The following is a 15,040-nucleotide window of genomic DNA, read 5'->3' on the forward strand; positions in this document are numbered from 1 at the left end:
GGTGTCGGGCGCTTAGTGCAGCGCGTGGAAATTATTGCCAAGGCTGGCGGGCGCGGCGCTGCTGGCCGAGCGCCCGTATTTCTGCCGGGCCGAGATCAGCACCAGCACGATGATCGTTGCCAGATAGGGCGCGGCGGACAAAAGCTGCACCGGAATCGCCACGCCTGCCGCTTGCAGCCGCAGTTGCAGCACGGTGACGCCGCCGAACAGCCACGCCCCGGCCAGCACACCCCATGGCCGCCAGCCTGCGAAAACGACGATAGCCAGCGCGATCCAGCCCGCGCCGGCGGTCAGCCCTTCGGTCCATTGCAGCACGCGGGCGATGGAAATATAGGCACCGCCGATCCCCGCCAGCGCCCCGCCAAAGGCAATCGCCGCCAGCCGCGTCAGATGCACGGAATAACCAAGCGCATGGGCGGCGTCGTGGTTCTCGCCCACGGCCCGCAGGATCAGCCCGCGCCGGGTCCGGCCCAGCCAAAGCCACAGCACCGGCACCAGCGCAAGGCCCAGCCACATCACCCAGTCAAAGCCCATCGGCGGGGCCTTGACCCCTTCCAGCGGCTTGCCGAACATGGCGGCAAGGCCAAGCCCGAACAGCGTCAGCGCCAGCCCGGTGGCGACCTGATTGGTCAGCAGATATTGCGTCAAAAGGCCAAAGAGCAGCGACAGCGCCGCCCCCGCCAGCGCAGCGGCCATAAAGCCGACGGAAGGGCTGCCGGTCAGATGCGCCGCCGCAAAACCGGCCAGTGCGCCGGTAATCATCATGCCCTCGACCCCAAGGTTCAGCACGCCCGCGCGTTCCGCGACCATTTCGCCCAAGGCGGCGAAAAGGATTGGCGTCGCGGCGGCAATCAGCATCCAGATCAGGTCCATCAGTGTTTCCCCCAGCGGATACGGAACCGGGTCAGCAGGTCAAAGGCCAGCAGGAAAAACAACAGCATCCCCTGAAACACCTGCACCGAGGCGGCAGGCAGGTTCAGCAGCATCTGTGCCATTTCGCCGCCGATATAGGTCAGCGCCAGCAGCAGCCCCGCCAGCAGGATACCGACAGGGTGCAGGCGGCCAAGAAAGGCCACGATGATTGCGGTAAAGCCATAGCCTACGCCTACGCTGTCGGTTAGCCGGCCAGCCGGGCCTGCGACCTCGAACATGCCTGCCAGCCCGGCGAAAGCGCCCGAAAGGCCAAGGCAGAACAGGACCAGCCGTTCGGGGCTGACCCCCGCGAAACGTGCGGCGCGGGGGGCGAGCCCCGCGACGCGGATGTCGAAGCCGCGCTTGGATCGTTCCATCAGGAACCAAACCACCACCACCGCCAGCGCGGCGGCAACGGTGCCCCAATGCGCGCCCCATCCGGCGATCAGCTCGGGGTTGGCGGCGGCGGGGTATTGTTGCAGGTTGCGGCTGCCGGGCATCCCATAGCCCTCGGGGTTGCGCAGCAGGCCAAAGGCCATCCACGCCGCCAGCACGCGGGCGATATAGACCAGCATCAGCGACACCAGAATCTCGGACGCGCCAAAGGCGTTTTTCAGCACTGCCGGGATCATCCCCCACAGCCAGCCACCCGCAGCGCCCGCAAGGATCATCGCCGGAAAGATCAGCGGGCTGTCAGAGGGATAGGCCGCCAGCGCCACCGCCGCGCCGCAGATGGCACCGATGATATATTGCCCCTCGGCCCCGATGTTCCAGATGCCCGCCCGGAATCCCAGTGCCAGCCCGCAGGCAATCAGGATCAGCGGCCCGGCCTTGACCAGCAGTTGCGGCCGCGCATAGCCCGCGCTGGCCCCGAACAGGGGGTCCCAGAAAATCACCCGCAGCGCCGCCAACGGGTCGGTCCCCATCAGCGCAAACAGTATTCCGCCCGCCAGCATCGTCGCCAGCACTGCCAACAGTGGCGCACCGACTTGCCACAGGCGGGATGCCTCGGCGCGGGGTTCCAGCCGGATCATGCTGCGCCCCCCGTGCTGGTCTGGCTATGTGCCGCACTCATGCCATGGGCGCCGCCAAGCATCAGGCCGATTTCATCCAGCGTCAGCCCTTCGGTCGGGCGGGGGGCGGACAGGCGGCCCTCGTTCAGCGCGGCGAAGCGGTCGGAAAGTTCAAGCAATTCATCCAGATCCTGACTGATGACGATGATCCCCGCACCCGAGGCGGCAAGGTCCAGCAACGCCTGACGGATGGCTGCCGCCGCCCCCGCATCGACGCCCCAGGTCGGCTGGTTCACGACCAGAACGCGGGGGGCCTGCATGATCTCGCGGCCGATAACGAATTTTTGCAGATTGCCGCCTGACAGCGCCCCGGCAGCGGTGTCCGGGCCGGGGGTGCGCACGTCAAAGGCTTTGATGACGGTTTCGGCAAAGCTGCGGGTGGCAGGCCGGTCGATCAACCCGCGGCGCACCAGTCCTTGCCGCGCCCCGGCGGTCAGCAGGGCGTTTTCCACCAGCGACATTTCCGGCACGGCGGCATGGCCCAGACGGTCTTCGGGTGCGGCCAGCAGTCCCGCCTTGCGCCGCGCATCCGGTCCTGCCCCCGACAGATCGGCCCCAGCCATCACCACGGTTCCGGCCGGGCTGCGGACCTCGCCCGAGAGGGCTTGCAGCAATTCTTCCTGACCGTTTCCAGCCACGCCGCCAATGCCCAGGACCTCGCCCGCGTGCAGGGTCAGGCTGACCTCACGCAAGGCATGGCCTGCCGACAGTTTGGTGACGCGCAGGACCTCTGACCCCGGCTGGCGTCCGGCGCGGTCCACCAGCCGCATTTCGCCGCCGACCATCAGCCCGGCCAGCTCACGGGCGGAGTGGTCGCGCGGGGTCACGCTGTCCACCACCCGGCCATGACGCAGGATCGTGGCGCTGTCGCAATGGCTGCGGATTTCGTCCAGCTTGTGGCTGATATACAGAACCGAAGTCCCCGCCGCCGCCAGTTGCCGCAGCGTGGCAAACAGGATCTCGGCCTCTTGCGGGGTCAGCACGCTGGTGGGTTCGTCCATGATCAGCAGGCGAGGATCTTGCAGCAGACAGCGCACGATCTCGACCCGCTGCCGTTCGCCCGCCGACAGGGTTGCGACGCGACGGGCAGGGTCCAGCGGCAGGCCGTATTCGGCGCTGACTTCGGCAATCCGGGCGGGCAGGGTGGCGCGGGGCGGCGGGTTGTCCAGTCCAAGCGCGATGTTTTCAGCCACGTTCAGCGCGTCGAACAGGCTGAAATGCTGAAACACCATCGCCACGCCCGCCGCCCGCGCCGCCCGCGGGTCCGCCGGTGCAAAGGGCTGACCGTTCAGCAGCATCCGCCCGCTGTCAGGCCGCACAAGACCATAGATCGTTTTGACCAGCGTTGATTTCCCGGCCCCGTTTTCGCCAAGCAGCGCATGGATGCGGCCCTTTTCCACCGAAAAGGACACATCATCATTGGCGCGCACGCCGGGATAGCTCTTGGTCAGGCCCTCGGCCCGGAAGGTCTCTGTCACGCCGTCGTCATCCGCGGGAATCTGTCTTTCCTTATGCTTAGCGTGGTTTTATCCGTCGGGGAAGTTGCGCCGCACCTCTGTGGCGGGGTAGTTTGCACCATGACCGAAAATAAACCCCGATTCATCCATCTGCGCACACATTCTCAGCACTCTCTGCTTGAAGGGGCAGTGCCGGTGAAAAAGCTGATCGCCATTGCCGCGGATCAGGGGATGCCTGCCGTGGCGCTGACCGACACCAACGCGATGTTCGCCGCGCTGGAGTTCTCGGTGACGGCCCAAGGCGCAGGGGTGCAGCCGATCGTAGGCTGTCAGGTGACGTTGCGGGCCGATGGGGTTAGCGGCGGCGTGGTGCTGCTGGCGCAGAACCGTGACGGCTGGATGAACCTGATGAAGCTGTCCTCGGTCCTGTATCTGCGCGAAGGCTCGGGCCTGCCGCATGTCACGCTGGCCGAGCTTTGCGACCATGCCGAAGGGCTGATCTGCCTGACCGGCGGGGCGACCGGGCCGTTGGGGCAGATGGTCGGGGCCGGGCATATAGCCCCGGCGCGGGCGTTGCTGGAGCGGCTGGCGGCGGGGTTCCCGACCCGTTTGTATGTCGAACTTCAGCGTCACCCCTCGGATGCCGGTGCGCTGATGCCGGTCGAAGCCGCGTCCGAATCGGGCATGATCGCGCTGGCCTATGAGATGGCCCTGCCGCTGGTCGCCACCAATGACGTGCATTTCCCCAAACCCGAGATGTATGAGGCCCATGACGCCCTGCTGTGCATCGCGGACAAGGCTTATGTGGATCAGCCGCAGCCCCGCCGTCGCCTGACGCCCGCGCATTATTTCAAGACCGCAGCCGAGATGGCGGCGCTGTTCGCTGATCTGCCCGAGGCGCTGGAAAACACCGTTGAAATCGCCCGCCGCTGCGCCTTTGCCGTGGCCAGGCACAAGCCGATCCTGCCCCGCTTTGCCGATGATGAGGTCGAGGAGCTGCGCCGTCAGGCCCGCGCGGGGCTGGAGGCGCGGCTGGCCGTCATCCCCCATGCGGTGACGGTAGATGAATACCATCAGCGGCTTGATTTTGAACTGGGTATCATCGAGCAGATGGGCTTTCCCGGTTACTTCCTGATCGTGGCCGATTTCATCAAATGGGCCAAGGACCACGGGATTCCGGTCGGGCCGGGCCGGGGGTCGGGGGCGGGCAGCCTTGTCGCCTATGCGCTGACCATCACCGACCTTGACCCGTTGCGCTATTCCCTGCTGTTCGAGCGGTTCCTGAACCCGGAACGGGTGTCGATGCCGGATTTCGACATCGACTTCTGCATGGACCGGCGCGAGGAGGTGATCCATTACGTCCAGCAGAAATACGGCGCGGAAAAGGTGGGTCAGATCATCACGTTTGGCGCGCTTCTGTCCAAGGCGGCGGTGCGCGACGTGGGCCGGGTGCTGCAACTGCCCTTTGGTCAGGTGGACCGGCTGTCCAAGATGATCCCGGTCGAGGGGGTGAAACCGGTCAGCATCGAAAAAGCGCTGGCCGATGAACCGCGCCTGCGCGAAGCCGCCCGTGCCGAGGAGGTCGTAGACCGGCTGCTGACCTATGCCAAACAGTTGGAGGGGCTGTATCGCAACGCCTCGACCCATGCCGCCGGGGTGGTGATCGGTGATCGCCCGCTGGATCAGCTTGTGCCGCTGTATCGTGACCCGGCATCGGATATGCCCGCGACCCAGTTCAACATGAAATGGGTGGAGCAGGCCGGGCTGGTCAAGTTCGACTTTCTGGGGCTGAAAACCCTGACCGTCATTCAGAACGCCGTGGACCTGATCCGGGGCAGCGGGCGGCATTTGCATATCGCGCCGGATGGCCGTCAGCTTTACGCCCCTGCCGATGGCACCGTGGACGAGATCAACGCCATTCCGCTGGACGATGCGCCGACCTATGACCTGTTCGCCGCCGCCCGCACGGTTGCGGTGTTTCAGGTGGAATCCAGCGGCATGATGGACGCGCTGCGGCAGATGCGCCCGACCTGTATCGAGGACATCGTGGCGCTGGTCGCGCTGTATCGTCCCGGCCCGATGGAGAACATCCCAACCTATTGCGACGTGAAAAACGGTCGCCGCGAGATCGAATCTATCCATCCCAGCATCGACCATATCCTTGCCGAGACGCAGGGCATCATCGTCTATCAGGAACAGGTGATGCAGATTGCGCAGGTCATGGCGGGTTACAGCCTTGGCGGCGCAGACCTCTTGCGCCGGGCGATGGGCAAGAAGATTGCCGAGGAAATGGCCAAGGAACGGCCCAAATTTGTCGATGGCAGCGTCGCGCAGGGGGTGGATTCCAAGAAGGCGGGCGAAGTCTTTGACCTGCTGGAAAAGTTTGCCAACTATGGTTTCAACAAATCGCACGCGGCGGCCTATGCGGTGGTATCTTACCAGACCGCGTGGCTGAAGGCGAACCACCCGGTCGAGTTCATGGCCGCCGTGATGAACTGCGATATTCACCTGACCGACAAGCTGGCCATCTATAAGCGCGAGGTGGACCGCATGGGGATCGAGGTCGTGCCGCCCTGCGTCAACCGATCCGCCCCGACCTTTACCGTGGCCGAGGGGCGCATCCATTATGCGCTTGGCGCGCTGAAAGGCGTGGGGATCGAGGCGATGCGGCTGATTTCGGATGCGCGGGGGGACCAGCCCTTCCGTGACCTGACCGATTTCGCCCGCCGCGTGGATATGAAGCGCGTGGGCAAGCGCCCGCTGGAAATGCTGGCCCGTGCCGGTGCCTTTGACCTGCTGAACCCGAACCGGGCGCAGGTGCTGGCCTCTATCGACAAGCTGGCGGCGTGGTCGGCGGCGGTGCAGGAACAGGCGGCCTCGAACCAGTCTTCGCTGTTCGGCGGGGGCGAGGATCTGCCGCCGCCGCGTCCGGCGACCGCCCCCCTCTGGCTGCCCGGCGAGCGGCTGGCCGAGGAACACCGCGCTATCGGTTTCTATCTGTCCGGGCATCCGCTGGATGATTACATGCCTGCGCTGCGCCGTAAAAAGGTGATGACCCTGACCGAGCTTGCCCGTGATGCGGCATCCGGCCCGATGGTGGCGCAGATTTCCGGCACGGTCTCCTCGCGGCAGGAAAAGAAATCTGCCAAGGGGACGCGCTATGCCTTTGTGCAGCTTTCGGACCCGACGGGCCTTTATGAAGTCACGGTGTTTTCCGATACGCTGGACGCGGCCCGCGCTTTGCTGGAGCCCGGCGAAAACGTGGTCTTGCAGGTCGAGGCTGAACCCTCGGGCGAGGGGGTCAAGATGTTGGCCCGCAGCGTGGTGTCGATGGAATCGGTGATCGCGGATGCGGGGGCGGATGTGCTGATCGTGCGGCTGGCCGATGCGACGCCCTTGCTCGACGTCGCCGCCATGCTGGCCCGGATTCAGGCCGAGGTGAAGGCCCCCGCCCGAGGGCGCGGCCCCTTGCGCCTGCGCCTGCCGTTCGGTGATGCATTGGTCGATGTGCAGATCGACGACAAGGCCCCGCTGACCCCCGCCGCCCGTCAGATGTTGCGCGCCGTCCCCGGTGTGCTGGAGGTGGTCGAGGAATGACCCGCTGTTGCAAGACGCGCCATATGGCGTTAACGCGCCCGCAAAACCAAGGAGTTCGCCCGATGCAGACCCGTCTTGCCCTTTCCCTGACCCTGTTCGCTGCGCTGGCCGCTTGCGGTGGCGGCGGCAGCCAGACCAGCCGCGCCCCTTCGGGCAATGCCAACACCGCGCTTGTCGATCCCGCGGCGCTTTACTGCGCAGGCCGTGGCGGCGAGGTTATTCAGCGCGTATCGCAGGGGCGTCGGGCCGATCTGTGCCGCTTGCCGGGTGGGCGGACGGTCAGCACGGCAGACCTGATTAACAGCAACAACGATCTGTAAGGATATACCATGCTGAAAACTCTGCCAGTTTTTGCCGTTCTTGCCTTGGGGGCCTGCGTGACCGAAGACGATACGAACGCCATCGGCATGGCGAACCCGGCTTCGGTCTATTGTGCCGAGACGCTTGGCGGTCAGTCCGAAATTCGTGACGAAGCCGCCGGTCAGGTCGGCTACTGCCGCCTGCCGGATGGTCGCGTGTTCGAGGAATGGGCGCTGTTCCGTGGTGAAATCCCCGGTATTCCCGGCGCGAAATAAGCGACCCTTCGTCTGAAACCCGATGCGCGGCGGGCCGTCCTGCCGCGCTTTTTCATGTCAGCGCGCGGCAGGTGCATGGGCGGCGCGGCCGCAATGCGGTGGGCAGGCCTCGGAATACAGGGCCGCCGCCATAGGCTGCCGCTCGGGCGAGGTGATCTGCATGTCATCAGCCGCGCGCCAGTTGCCATAGCGATACAGCAGCACCGCCATGACCATCGTGGCGAGCATCGCGGCGGAAAAGCTCAGCCAGATTGCATCGGTGCCTAACAGCCCTTGCATCCCATAGGCAAAGCCAAGCCGCACCGGGAACATCGACACGCACAGGATCAGCAGCGGCCAGACCACCTGACCATTAGCGCGGATCGTTGCAAACAGCACCATGGTGACGCCAAAGGGAATAAAGCCCCATGTCCCCAACAGCGCGATCCGCTGGCCAATGCTGATGGCGGTGCTGTCATCACCCAGAAAAACCTGCATCGCATGGCGGTCCACCGCCAGCAGCAGCACGACCAAAGCCCCGGTCAGCATCAGGTTATAGATCACCCCGATGCGGGTGATCTGCGCCACCCGGTCCCACAGGCCCGCGCCGATATTCTGCGCGGCCATCGCGCTGACTGCCGCGCCAAGCGCCATCGCGGGCATCTGGACATAGGTCCAGATCTGCTGCGTTGCGCCAAAGGCCGCCGTCGTGTCCACGCCCTGCGCATTGACCAGCCGCATCATCGCCAGCATGGACCCTGACACCACGATCATCTGCACCCCCATCGGCAGGCCCTTACGCAGCATCAGCCCAAGGATCGCCGGATCGGGCCGCAGCCATGCCAGTTCCGCTCCGCGCAACCGCAGCGGCAGGTCGCGGGCATAGATCCAGACCAGCATTGCCGCCAGTGCGGTGTAATTCGCAATTGCCATGGCAAAGGCCGAACCGCCGATTCCCATGCGCGGGGCCGGGCCAAGCCCAAGGATGAAGACCGGGTTCAGCAGAATATCCAGCACCACCGCCAGCGCCATGAAGATCAGCGGCGTGATGGAATCACCGCTGCCGCGCAGGGCCATCATCAGCATGGTCATCAGCAGGATACCGGGCAGCGCCAGAAAGGTCACGCGCAGGAAATCCCGCGCCAGCGGGGTAATCGCCGGGTCGGTGCCGAGGGTTTCCAGCACCGCAGGGGCCAGAAACCAGCCGCCTAAGGCCAGAACTGCGGCCACCGGAACAAACGTGCCGACAGCGGTGCCAACCACCCGGCGCGCGCTTTCCAGATCGTCGCGCCCGTAAGCCTGTCCGACAAGGATGGTCGAGGCCATGCCAAAGCCAAAGACAAAGGCCGTCATCAGGAACATCACCAGATTGCCGTTCGTCGTCGCCGCCAGCGCACCCGACCCCAGCAGCCGCCCGACCCAAAGCGCAGCAAAGGATCCGTTCGCGGATTGCAGCATGGATGAGGCCAGCGTCGGCAGGGCAAACAGCAGCAGCGTTGAGGCAATGGGGGCCGTGACCAGATTGTTTTGGGCTTTCACAGGATGATCCTTTTCCATGCGCCGGGGCGCTCTGGCCCGTTCAACCCTTTGGGCGCGGCAAAGTTTCCACAGTGGGCTGGATCACCTATTCAGCCAGAACACGACAGCGACGATCTGCACCAGCAGATGTGCCACCCCGACCCAGCGCCAGCCGCCCACCTGCGGGCTGCGTCGTGCCGCCCGGAACAGTGCCGGCAGCAGGGCCAGATACCAGATCAATGCCGCGATCTGGCACAAACGGACCACCGCGCTCACGGCGGCAGCCGAATGGGTTGCTGCCGCCAGCGCCGCCAGCCCAAACCCGGCCAGCACCAGCAGCATGGTCACGCCGTAATTGCCGATAAAGAACGTATCGCCCAACCCTTCGCGCCCGCTTAGCAGGCTGCGGAACCAGCCGGGGGTGAAATAACGCCGCCGCTCGGGCGCGGTCCGGGTCAGTTTCTGGAAATCGTCCTGCATTGGCTCCACCATAGGAAAGGGCGCCCGAAGGCACCCTTTGGGGGTAGGCTTAGTTGCGGGCCTTGTCCACCATCTTGCCTTTGGAAATCCACGGCATCATCTCGCGCAGCTTGGCACCGACCTGCTCGATCTGGTGTTCGTCGTTGATGCGGCGGGTCGCCTTGAAGAAGGGCTGGCCGACGGCGTTTTCCTGCATGAAATCGCGCACGAATTTGCCGTTCTGAATGTCAGTCAGGACCTCTTTCATCCGGGCCTTGGTCTCGGCATAGGGCAGGACGCGCGGGCCGCTGACATATTCGCCATATTCCGCCGTGTTGCTGATCGAGTAGTTCATGTTGGCGATGCCGCCTTCATAGATCAGGTCAACGATCAGTTTCACTTCATGCAGGCACTCGAAATAGGCCATTTCGGGTTCGTAGCCGGCCTCGACCAGCGTTTCGAAACCGGCGCGGATCAGCTCGACCAGACCGCCGCACAGCACGGCCTGTTCACCGAACAGGTCGGTTTCACATTCCTCGCGGAAGTTGGTCTCGATGATGCCCGAACGACCGCCGCCGATGGCGCTGCAATAGGATAGGCCGATGTCCATGGCCTTGCCGGTCGCGTCCTGATGGACGGCCACCAGACAGGGGACGCCGCCGCCCTTGGTGTATTCGCCGCGAACGGTGTGGCCGGGGCCTTTCGGGGCCATCATAATCACGTCAACGCCCGGTTTCGGCTCGATCAGGCCGAAATGCACGTTCAGGCCGTGGGCAAAGGCAATTGCCGCGCCTTCGCGCAGGTTGTCGTGGACGTATTTTTTATAGGTTTCGGCCTGAAGCTCATCCGGCATGGTGAACATAATCAGGTCACACCATGCGGCTGCCTCGGCAATCCCCATGACCTTCAGCCCCTCGCCTTCGGCTTTCTTGGCCGAAGCGCTGCCTTCGCGCAGGGCAACGACCACGTTCTTGGCCCCCGAATCACGCAGGTTCAGCGCATGGGCGTGGCCCTGGCTGCCATAGCCAAGAATGGCGATTTTCTTGTCCTTAATGAGGTTCACATCGCAGTCGCGGTCGTAATAAACGCGCATTTTTTCGTCCTTTCGGTTATGCTTGGGATATTCTTAGCGGATTTTCGACTGCATAAACATACAATCTTTTCATTTATGGCAATTTTGAGGATATTATCATAATGCAATATGGAAACTTATGAAAAAATCATGCTTGATGATACGGACCGCCGAATCCTGCGTCAGATGCTGGCCGATCCTGATGCGCCCTCCGCCACGCTGGCCAGCCGTGCCGGGGTGACGGATGCGACATTGTGGCGGCGTGTTGAACGGTTGCGGGCGAGGGGTGTGATCCGGGGGATCGAGGCGCGGATCGACTGGCGGGCCTTGGGCTATGCGGTCGAGGTTTCGTTGCGGTTTACGCTGGACAAGACCGAGCCGCGCGCCACCGACGCCTTCATCGCCGCCGCCCGAGAGGTTCCCGAGATCATCGAGATCCAGACATTCCTTGGCAGCGTCGATCTGCGCCTGTCCGTGATCGCCCGCGATATGGCGCATTGGCAGGAATTATACCGCGAGCGCATCCTGACCCTGCCGCATGTAACCGATCTGGAATCGCTGATGCTTGTCGCCACATTGCAAAACCGGCAGGAGCTGCCGCTGTGACCGCGCTGGACGAGACCGACCGCGCCATTCTGCGGCTGCTGGCACAGGATGCGACGCTTGGCGCGGCAGAAATCGGGCGGCAGGTGGGGCTGACCCAACCCGCCACATGGCGCCGTATCCGTCGCCTGACTGACAGCGGCGTCATTGCGGGCCGCCGGGTGGTGGTGGATCACGCCGCCATCGGTTTTGGCGTAACGGTGTTTCTGGGGATCAAGCTGGCGGCGCGTGGCCGTCCGGGGCTGGAGGATTTCGAGCGCGCCGCCGCCGCTATCCCCGAGGTGCAGACGATTCAGCATGTGCTTGGCCAGTTCGATTACCGCCTGCGGATCATCGCCCGCGATATTGCAGATTTTGAACGCATCCTGCGCCGCAGGGTTATGACCCTGCCGGGGGTGGGGCAGGTCGAGGCCAATGTTATGCTGTCCGAAGAACGCCGTCCGGGGCCGTTATAGGGGCTTTGCCCCTCGGCGCGTTCCGCGCCTCACCCCAGGATATTTTTATGAAGAAGAAAGCGGCTTCTTCTTCACTTAAATATCCCGGGGTGAATTGGCCGCAGGCCAAGAGGGGCTACGCCCCATGCTGCCTTTGGGGTCAGCGCATCCCCAACCCGGCTTGCATCATCAGTCGCCGCACGGGGCGGGCGGCGTAAAGCGCGCCAAGCGCCGCTGCACGCAGGTCGCGCAGGGGGCGGGGGCTGACCATGCTTGCACGGTTCAGCGCGTCGATGCCAAGAATACGCAGCCGGGCCTCGGGCCAGCGGCGGCGGTGATAGGCGTCAAGGCTGGCACGACTGCCGGGATTGTCGGCGGACAGATCGCGCAGGCAGGCCAGATCGGCAAGGCTCATGTTCAGCCCTTGTGCGCCAATCGGCGGGACGACATGGGCGGCCTCGGCAATCAGCGCGGTGCGTGGGCCGGTAAAGCGGTCTGCCAACTGGCTGATAATCGGCCAGTCGGTCAGCCCGGTGGCTTGGGTCAGATGGCCAAGGATACTTGCGGAGCGGGCATTTAATTCCGCCGCGAAATCCTCGCGGGGCAGGGCTTTCAGCCGGTCGATCTCGGCCCCGCGTTCCATCCAGACGACGGCCGAGGAGGGGCGCCCCTCACGATCCGGCAGTGGCACCAGTGTGAACGGCCCGCCCGAGCGGTGAACCTCGGTCGAGACGTTCTCGTGCGGTTTGTCGTGCGTGACCGCGAAGGCCAGCGCCCGTTGGCCATAACGGGTGGTTTTCACGCCGATCCCAAGCGCCTGCCGTATGGTCGAATTGCGCCCATCCGCAGCGACGACCAGTTGCGCCTGCACCCGGCTGCCGTCCGACAGGGTGACGATGGCGCAGTCCTGACGCGGGGTCAGGCCGGTTGCGCCAATGCCGGGGCGAAACGTGACATTGGGCATATCTGCCAGCCGGGTGGTAATCTCGCGCCGCAGCAGCCAGTTGGGCAGGTTCCAGCCAAAAGGCTGATCCCCGATTTCCGAGGCATCAAAGTTGCGCACCAGCCGGGCTTGCGGCTCGGCTCCGCCTGCATCGACAATGCGCATGATCTGAAGCGGTGCGGCATGTGGTGCGAAAACGTCCCACAATCCGGCCCGCACCAGAACTGCGCGCGATGGTTGCAGAAACGCCGTGGTGCGCAGATCTGACCCCGCCGCCGATTCCTCGGTCACGGGTGGGGCAGGGTCCACGCAGATGACGCTATGGCCTTCGGCACCAAAGGCTGCGGCGGCGATCAGACCGGCGATCCCGCCGCCCGAAACAAGGATATCGACCTTGGCGGCGGGTGTCGTCATGGCGTCAGTTTCCTGCCGTAAAGGCCAGCATCACCGCATAGACGATAAAGGTGCCGATCAGGCCATAAATGCCGATCAGTTGCGGCCCGAACAGCGCCACCAGAATCACTGCAAGGATCACCACGGCGGCAATTGCGATCAGGATTTTTGCGGCCAGTGCATTTTCCTTGCGGGCCTCGGCAGCAGCGGCGGCGGGGTCTTGAACGTGATCGTGGCTCATGGTGTGTCCTTGGGTTGGCAATTGCGGCGCTATTCTGCCACGTCCGCGCCGGTCAGGGCAAGCGTGGTCAGAAAGCCGGTCAGATCGTGGCTGTGGAAATCGACATCGCTGCCATGGTCATGGTCGGGGGGCAGCGCATCCGGGCCGTGGCGTCCGGGGCCGATCAGCACGGTCTGCATCCCCATCCGATGCGGGATGGACAGGTTGCGGTGGTCGTCCTCGAACATGGCGGCACGGGTGGGATCATAACCCTCGGCATGCAGGATTGCGGCATATGACCGCTGGTCCGGTTTCGGGTGATAGCCGGTTTCGGCAATGCCCCATATGGCGTCAAAGCCCGGCAGGCCGCGATGCGCCAGCACCTTGGCGGCATAGGCGGCATCGGCGTTGGTATGCACGATCTTGCGCCCCGGCAGCGCCGCAATCGCCGCCGCCAGCGCCGGATCGGGGCGCAGAACGGAAAAGTCGATGTCGTGAACCTCGGCCAGATAGGCGTCGGGGTCGATGTGGCGTTCGGCCATCAGCCCGGCCAGCGTGGTGCCGTGGCGGCGCCAGTAATCGGCCCGCAGCCGGTCCGCTGCATCGTGCGGCAGGCCGGTTTCGCGCATGACCCATGCGGTCATGCGTGTCTCGATCTGCGCGAACAGCCCGGCTTCGGGCGGGTAAAGCGTGTTGTCCAGATCGAAGATCCAGAAATTGATGTGATCCCAATTCATTGTCTTCGGATAGCTGTTGCCGGATGGGGTTGCAATCACCGCCGTTGCTGCCATTCTGCGGCGCATGAAGGACGCATATTCCCTGATCGTAACCGCCATCGACGACGGCACCTACCGCCCCGGCGACCGGCTGGTCGAGGCCGAACTGGCCGAGCGTTTCGGCGTCTCCCGCACCCCCGTGCGTGAGGCGTTGCAACGGCTGGAAACCCAGGCGATGCTGAAACGCGACGGGCGCAGCCTGATTGTCGCCACGCTGGATCACAACCAGCTGGCTGAGCTTTACACCGTCCGCACCGAGCTGGAGGCGCTGGCTGCCCGGCTGGCCGCCCGCCATGCCACGCCTGAGGAAGTGCGCGTGCTGCAAGCCATGGTGGCCGAGGACCGCGCCATCATCGACGACCCCGAGGCGCTGTCTCGCGCGAATCGCCGCTTTCATCGACAGATTCATCTCGCGTCCCATAACCGCTATCTGGTGCAGCAGCTTGATCTTGTGCATCGGAGCATGGCGCTGATGGCGCGGACCTCGCTGGCCGCGCAGGGCCGGGGTGCGGTTGCGCTGGCCGAACACGCCGCGCTGGTCGATGCCATTGCCGCTGGTGACGGGGCCGAGGCCGATGCCGCCCTGCGCCGCCACATCTCGCAAGCCTATGAAACCCGCCTGAAAGAAGATGCCAAAGAGGTGCGCTTCGGTTAACAGGCACTGTCCTCGATCAGCAGTTCGACGTGAAGCCGTGCGCATCGGCTGAGCGAGTCGAGATTATATCCCCCCTCCAGCACCGATACGACCGGCGCGGCCAGATCGCGGGCCATGGCGCAGATCATCCGGGTGAGGGTGACGTAATCCGCATCCTGCCAGCGCAAATGCGCCAGCGGGTCATCGGCATGGGCATCGAATCCTGCGGACAGGACCACCATATTCGGCCTGAAGTCATGGCAGCGGCTGAGGATTTGCTCCAATGCCGCCAGCCCCTGCGCCCCGTCGGAATGGGGCGGCAGCGGGACGTTCATCACCTGCTGACCTGCCCCCCTTTGTTCCCTCGTTTATAACGAGAGTCTGCGGGTTTTATT

General features: G+C 64.4%; 15 protein-coding genes and 1 pseudogene. 6 read left to right on the forward strand and 10 right to left on the reverse strand.

Going from position 1 to position 15,040, the window contains the following annotated elements:
* Window positions 1-12 precede the first annotated feature (12 nt).
* Genes Q4G24_RS04910 through Q4G24_RS04920 form a run of 3 tightly spaced genes read right to left on the reverse strand, consistent with a single transcriptional unit; the run spans window position 13 to window position 3,463 of the window.
* On the reverse strand, window positions 13-873 hold the full coding sequence (locus Q4G24_RS04910) for an ABC transporter permease (protein ID WP_303365389.1): 861 nt from the start codon (window positions 871-873) through the stop codon (window positions 13-15).
* A complete protein-coding gene (locus tag Q4G24_RS04915; RefSeq protein ID WP_303365390.1) occupies window positions 873-1,946 on the reverse strand; it encodes an ABC transporter permease in 1,074 nt (357 codons plus the stop codon). The genes Q4G24_RS04910 and Q4G24_RS04915 overlap by 1 nt, the downstream gene beginning before the upstream one ends.
* Window positions 1,943-3,463 carry an ABC transporter ATP-binding protein gene (locus tag Q4G24_RS04920; protein ID WP_303365391.1) on the reverse strand — a complete coding sequence of 507 codons (1,521 nt, stop codon included), beginning with the start codon at window positions 3,461-3,463 and terminating at the stop codon, window positions 1,943-1,945. The genes Q4G24_RS04915 and Q4G24_RS04920 overlap by 4 nt, the downstream gene beginning before the upstream one ends.
* A gap of 99 nt (window positions 3,464-3,562) precedes the next feature.
* Here Q4G24_RS04920 and dnaE point away from each other — a divergent pair, with 99 nt between their 5' ends.
* From dnaE to Q4G24_RS04935, 3 genes are all read left to right on the forward strand, one after another.
* Entirely contained in the window at window positions 3,563-7,039 is a 3,477-nt protein-coding gene (gene dnaE / locus Q4G24_RS04925; protein ID WP_303365392.1) for a DNA polymerase III subunit alpha, read from the forward strand.
* 62 nt (window positions 7,040-7,101) lie between these two features.
* The gene (locus tag Q4G24_RS04930; RefSeq protein WP_303365393.1) at window positions 7,102-7,359 is read left to right on the forward strand and encodes a DUF333 domain-containing protein; all 258 of its coding nucleotides are present in this window, start codon (window positions 7,102-7,104) and stop codon (window positions 7,357-7,359) included.
* A 9-nt stretch (window positions 7,360-7,368) separates the two neighbouring features.
* Complete coding sequence (locus Q4G24_RS04935) at window positions 7,369-7,614, forward strand: DUF333 domain-containing protein (protein WP_303365394.1); 246 nt, start codon at window positions 7,369-7,371, stop codon at window positions 7,612-7,614.
* Between the two features lie 57 nt (window positions 7,615-7,671).
* On the opposite strand, the gene Q4G24_RS04940 is transcribed toward Q4G24_RS04935, so the two are convergent.
* From Q4G24_RS04940 to ilvC, 3 genes are all read right to left on the reverse strand, one after another.
* On the reverse strand, window positions 7,672-9,132 hold the full coding sequence (locus Q4G24_RS04940; protein ID WP_303365395.1) for an MATE family efflux transporter: 1,461 nt from the start codon (window positions 9,130-9,132) through the stop codon (window positions 7,672-7,674).
* Between the two features lie 81 nt (window positions 9,133-9,213).
* Window positions 9,214-9,591 (reverse strand): hypothetical protein, encoded by a 378-nt coding sequence (locus tag Q4G24_RS04945; protein WP_303365396.1) that lies wholly within the window; start codon window positions 9,589-9,591, stop codon window positions 9,214-9,216.
* A gap of 49 nt (window positions 9,592-9,640) precedes the next feature.
* Window positions 9,641-10,663, reverse strand: a complete 1,023-nt coding sequence (gene ilvC, locus Q4G24_RS04950) for a ketol-acid reductoisomerase (protein WP_303365397.1) — start codon at window positions 10,661-10,663, stop codon at window positions 9,641-9,643.
* Between the two features lie 129 nt (window positions 10,664-10,792).
* Between ilvC and Q4G24_RS04955 the strand changes: the two genes are divergently transcribed.
* Both Q4G24_RS04955 and Q4G24_RS04960 read left to right on the forward strand, forming a co-directional pair.
* Window positions 10,793-11,248 carry an Lrp/AsnC family transcriptional regulator gene (locus Q4G24_RS04955; RefSeq protein ID WP_303365398.1) on the forward strand — a complete coding sequence of 152 codons (456 nt, stop codon included), beginning with the start codon at window positions 10,793-10,795 and terminating at the stop codon, window positions 11,246-11,248.
* The gene (locus Q4G24_RS04960; RefSeq protein ID WP_303365399.1) at window positions 11,245-11,700 is read left to right on the forward strand and encodes an Lrp/AsnC family transcriptional regulator; all 456 of its coding nucleotides are present in this window, start codon (window positions 11,245-11,247) and stop codon (window positions 11,698-11,700) included. Before Q4G24_RS04955 ends, Q4G24_RS04960 begins: the two co-directional genes overlap by 4 nt.
* Window positions 11,701-11,839: 139 nt before the next feature.
* Here the strand turns inward: Q4G24_RS04960 and Q4G24_RS04965 are convergent, their stop codons facing one another.
* The 3 genes from Q4G24_RS04965 to Q4G24_RS04975 are packed head-to-tail and all read right to left on the reverse strand — an operon-like array spanning window position 11,840 to window position 14,038.
* Entirely contained in the window at window positions 11,840-13,036 is a 1,197-nt protein-coding gene (locus Q4G24_RS04965; RefSeq protein WP_303365400.1) for a UbiH/UbiF family hydroxylase, read from the reverse strand.
* A gap of 4 nt (window positions 13,037-13,040) precedes the next feature.
* Window positions 13,041-13,256, reverse strand: a complete 216-nt coding sequence (locus Q4G24_RS04970; protein WP_303365401.1) for a hypothetical protein — start codon at window positions 13,254-13,256, stop codon at window positions 13,041-13,043.
* 29 nt (window positions 13,257-13,285) lie between these two features.
* A complete protein-coding gene (locus Q4G24_RS04975) occupies window positions 13,286-14,038 on the reverse strand; it encodes a pyrimidine 5'-nucleotidase (RefSeq protein WP_303365402.1) in 753 nt (250 codons plus the stop codon).
* On the opposite strand from Q4G24_RS04975, the gene Q4G24_RS04980 reads away from it, so the two are divergent.
* Entirely contained in the window at window positions 14,037-14,666 is a 630-nt protein-coding gene (locus tag Q4G24_RS04980; protein WP_303365403.1) for a GntR family transcriptional regulator, read from the forward strand. The two genes, Q4G24_RS04975 and Q4G24_RS04980, sit on opposite strands and share 2 nt — an antisense overlap.
* On the opposite strand, the pseudogene Q4G24_RS04985 reads toward Q4G24_RS04980, so the two are convergent.
* A pseudogene (locus Q4G24_RS04985) lies at window positions 14,663-14,989 on the reverse strand (histone deacetylase family protein); the annotation flags it as partial. The gene Q4G24_RS04980 and the pseudogene Q4G24_RS04985 overlap by 4 nt on opposite strands.
* Window positions 14,990-15,040 lie beyond the last annotated feature (51 nt).

Origin of the sequence: Paracoccus sp. (in: a-proteobacteria), assembly GCF_030538695.1 — a bacterium.
GTDB lineage: Bacteria > Pseudomonadota > Alphaproteobacteria > Rhodobacterales > Rhodobacteraceae > Paracoccus.

Coding starts and splice junctions, on each gene's coding strand:
- ilvC (WP_303365397.1), bottom strand. CDS start 10,663: ATGCGCGTTTATTACGACCGCGACTGCGATGTGAACCTCATTAAGGAC.
- Q4G24_RS04910 (WP_303365389.1), bottom strand. CDS start 873: ATGGACCTGATCTGGATGCTGATTGCCGCCGCGACGCCAATCCTTTTC.
- Q4G24_RS04945 (WP_303365396.1), bottom strand. CDS start 9,591: ATGCAGGACGATTTCCAGAAACTGACCCGGACCGCGCCCGAGCGGCGG.
- Q4G24_RS04970 (WP_303365401.1), bottom strand. CDS start 13,256: ATGAGCCACGATCACGTTCAAGACCCCGCCGCCGCTGCTGCCGAGGCC.
- Q4G24_RS04930 (WP_303365393.1), top strand. CDS start 7,102: ATGCAGACCCGTCTTGCCCTTTCCCTGACCCTGTTCGCTGCGCTGGCC.
- Q4G24_RS04980 (WP_303365403.1), top strand. CDS start 14,037: ATGAAGGACGCATATTCCCTGATCGTAACCGCCATCGACGACGGCACC.
- Q4G24_RS04955 (WP_303365398.1), top strand. CDS start 10,793: ATGCTTGATGATACGGACCGCCGAATCCTGCGTCAGATGCTGGCCGAT.
- dnaE (WP_303365392.1), top strand. CDS start 3,563: ATGACCGAAAATAAACCCCGATTCATCCATCTGCGCACACATTCTCAG.
- Q4G24_RS04975 (WP_303365402.1), bottom strand. CDS start 14,038: ATGCGCCGCAGAATGGCAGCAACGGCGGTGATTGCAACCCCATCCGGC.
- Q4G24_RS04965 (WP_303365400.1), bottom strand. CDS start 13,036: ATGACGACACCCGCCGCCAAGGTCGATATCCTTGTTTCGGGCGGCGGG.
- Q4G24_RS04915 (WP_303365390.1), bottom strand. CDS start 1,946: ATGATCCGGCTGGAACCCCGCGCCGAGGCATCCCGCCTGTGGCAAGTC.
- Q4G24_RS04935 (WP_303365394.1), top strand. CDS start 7,369: ATGCTGAAAACTCTGCCAGTTTTTGCCGTTCTTGCCTTGGGGGCCTGC.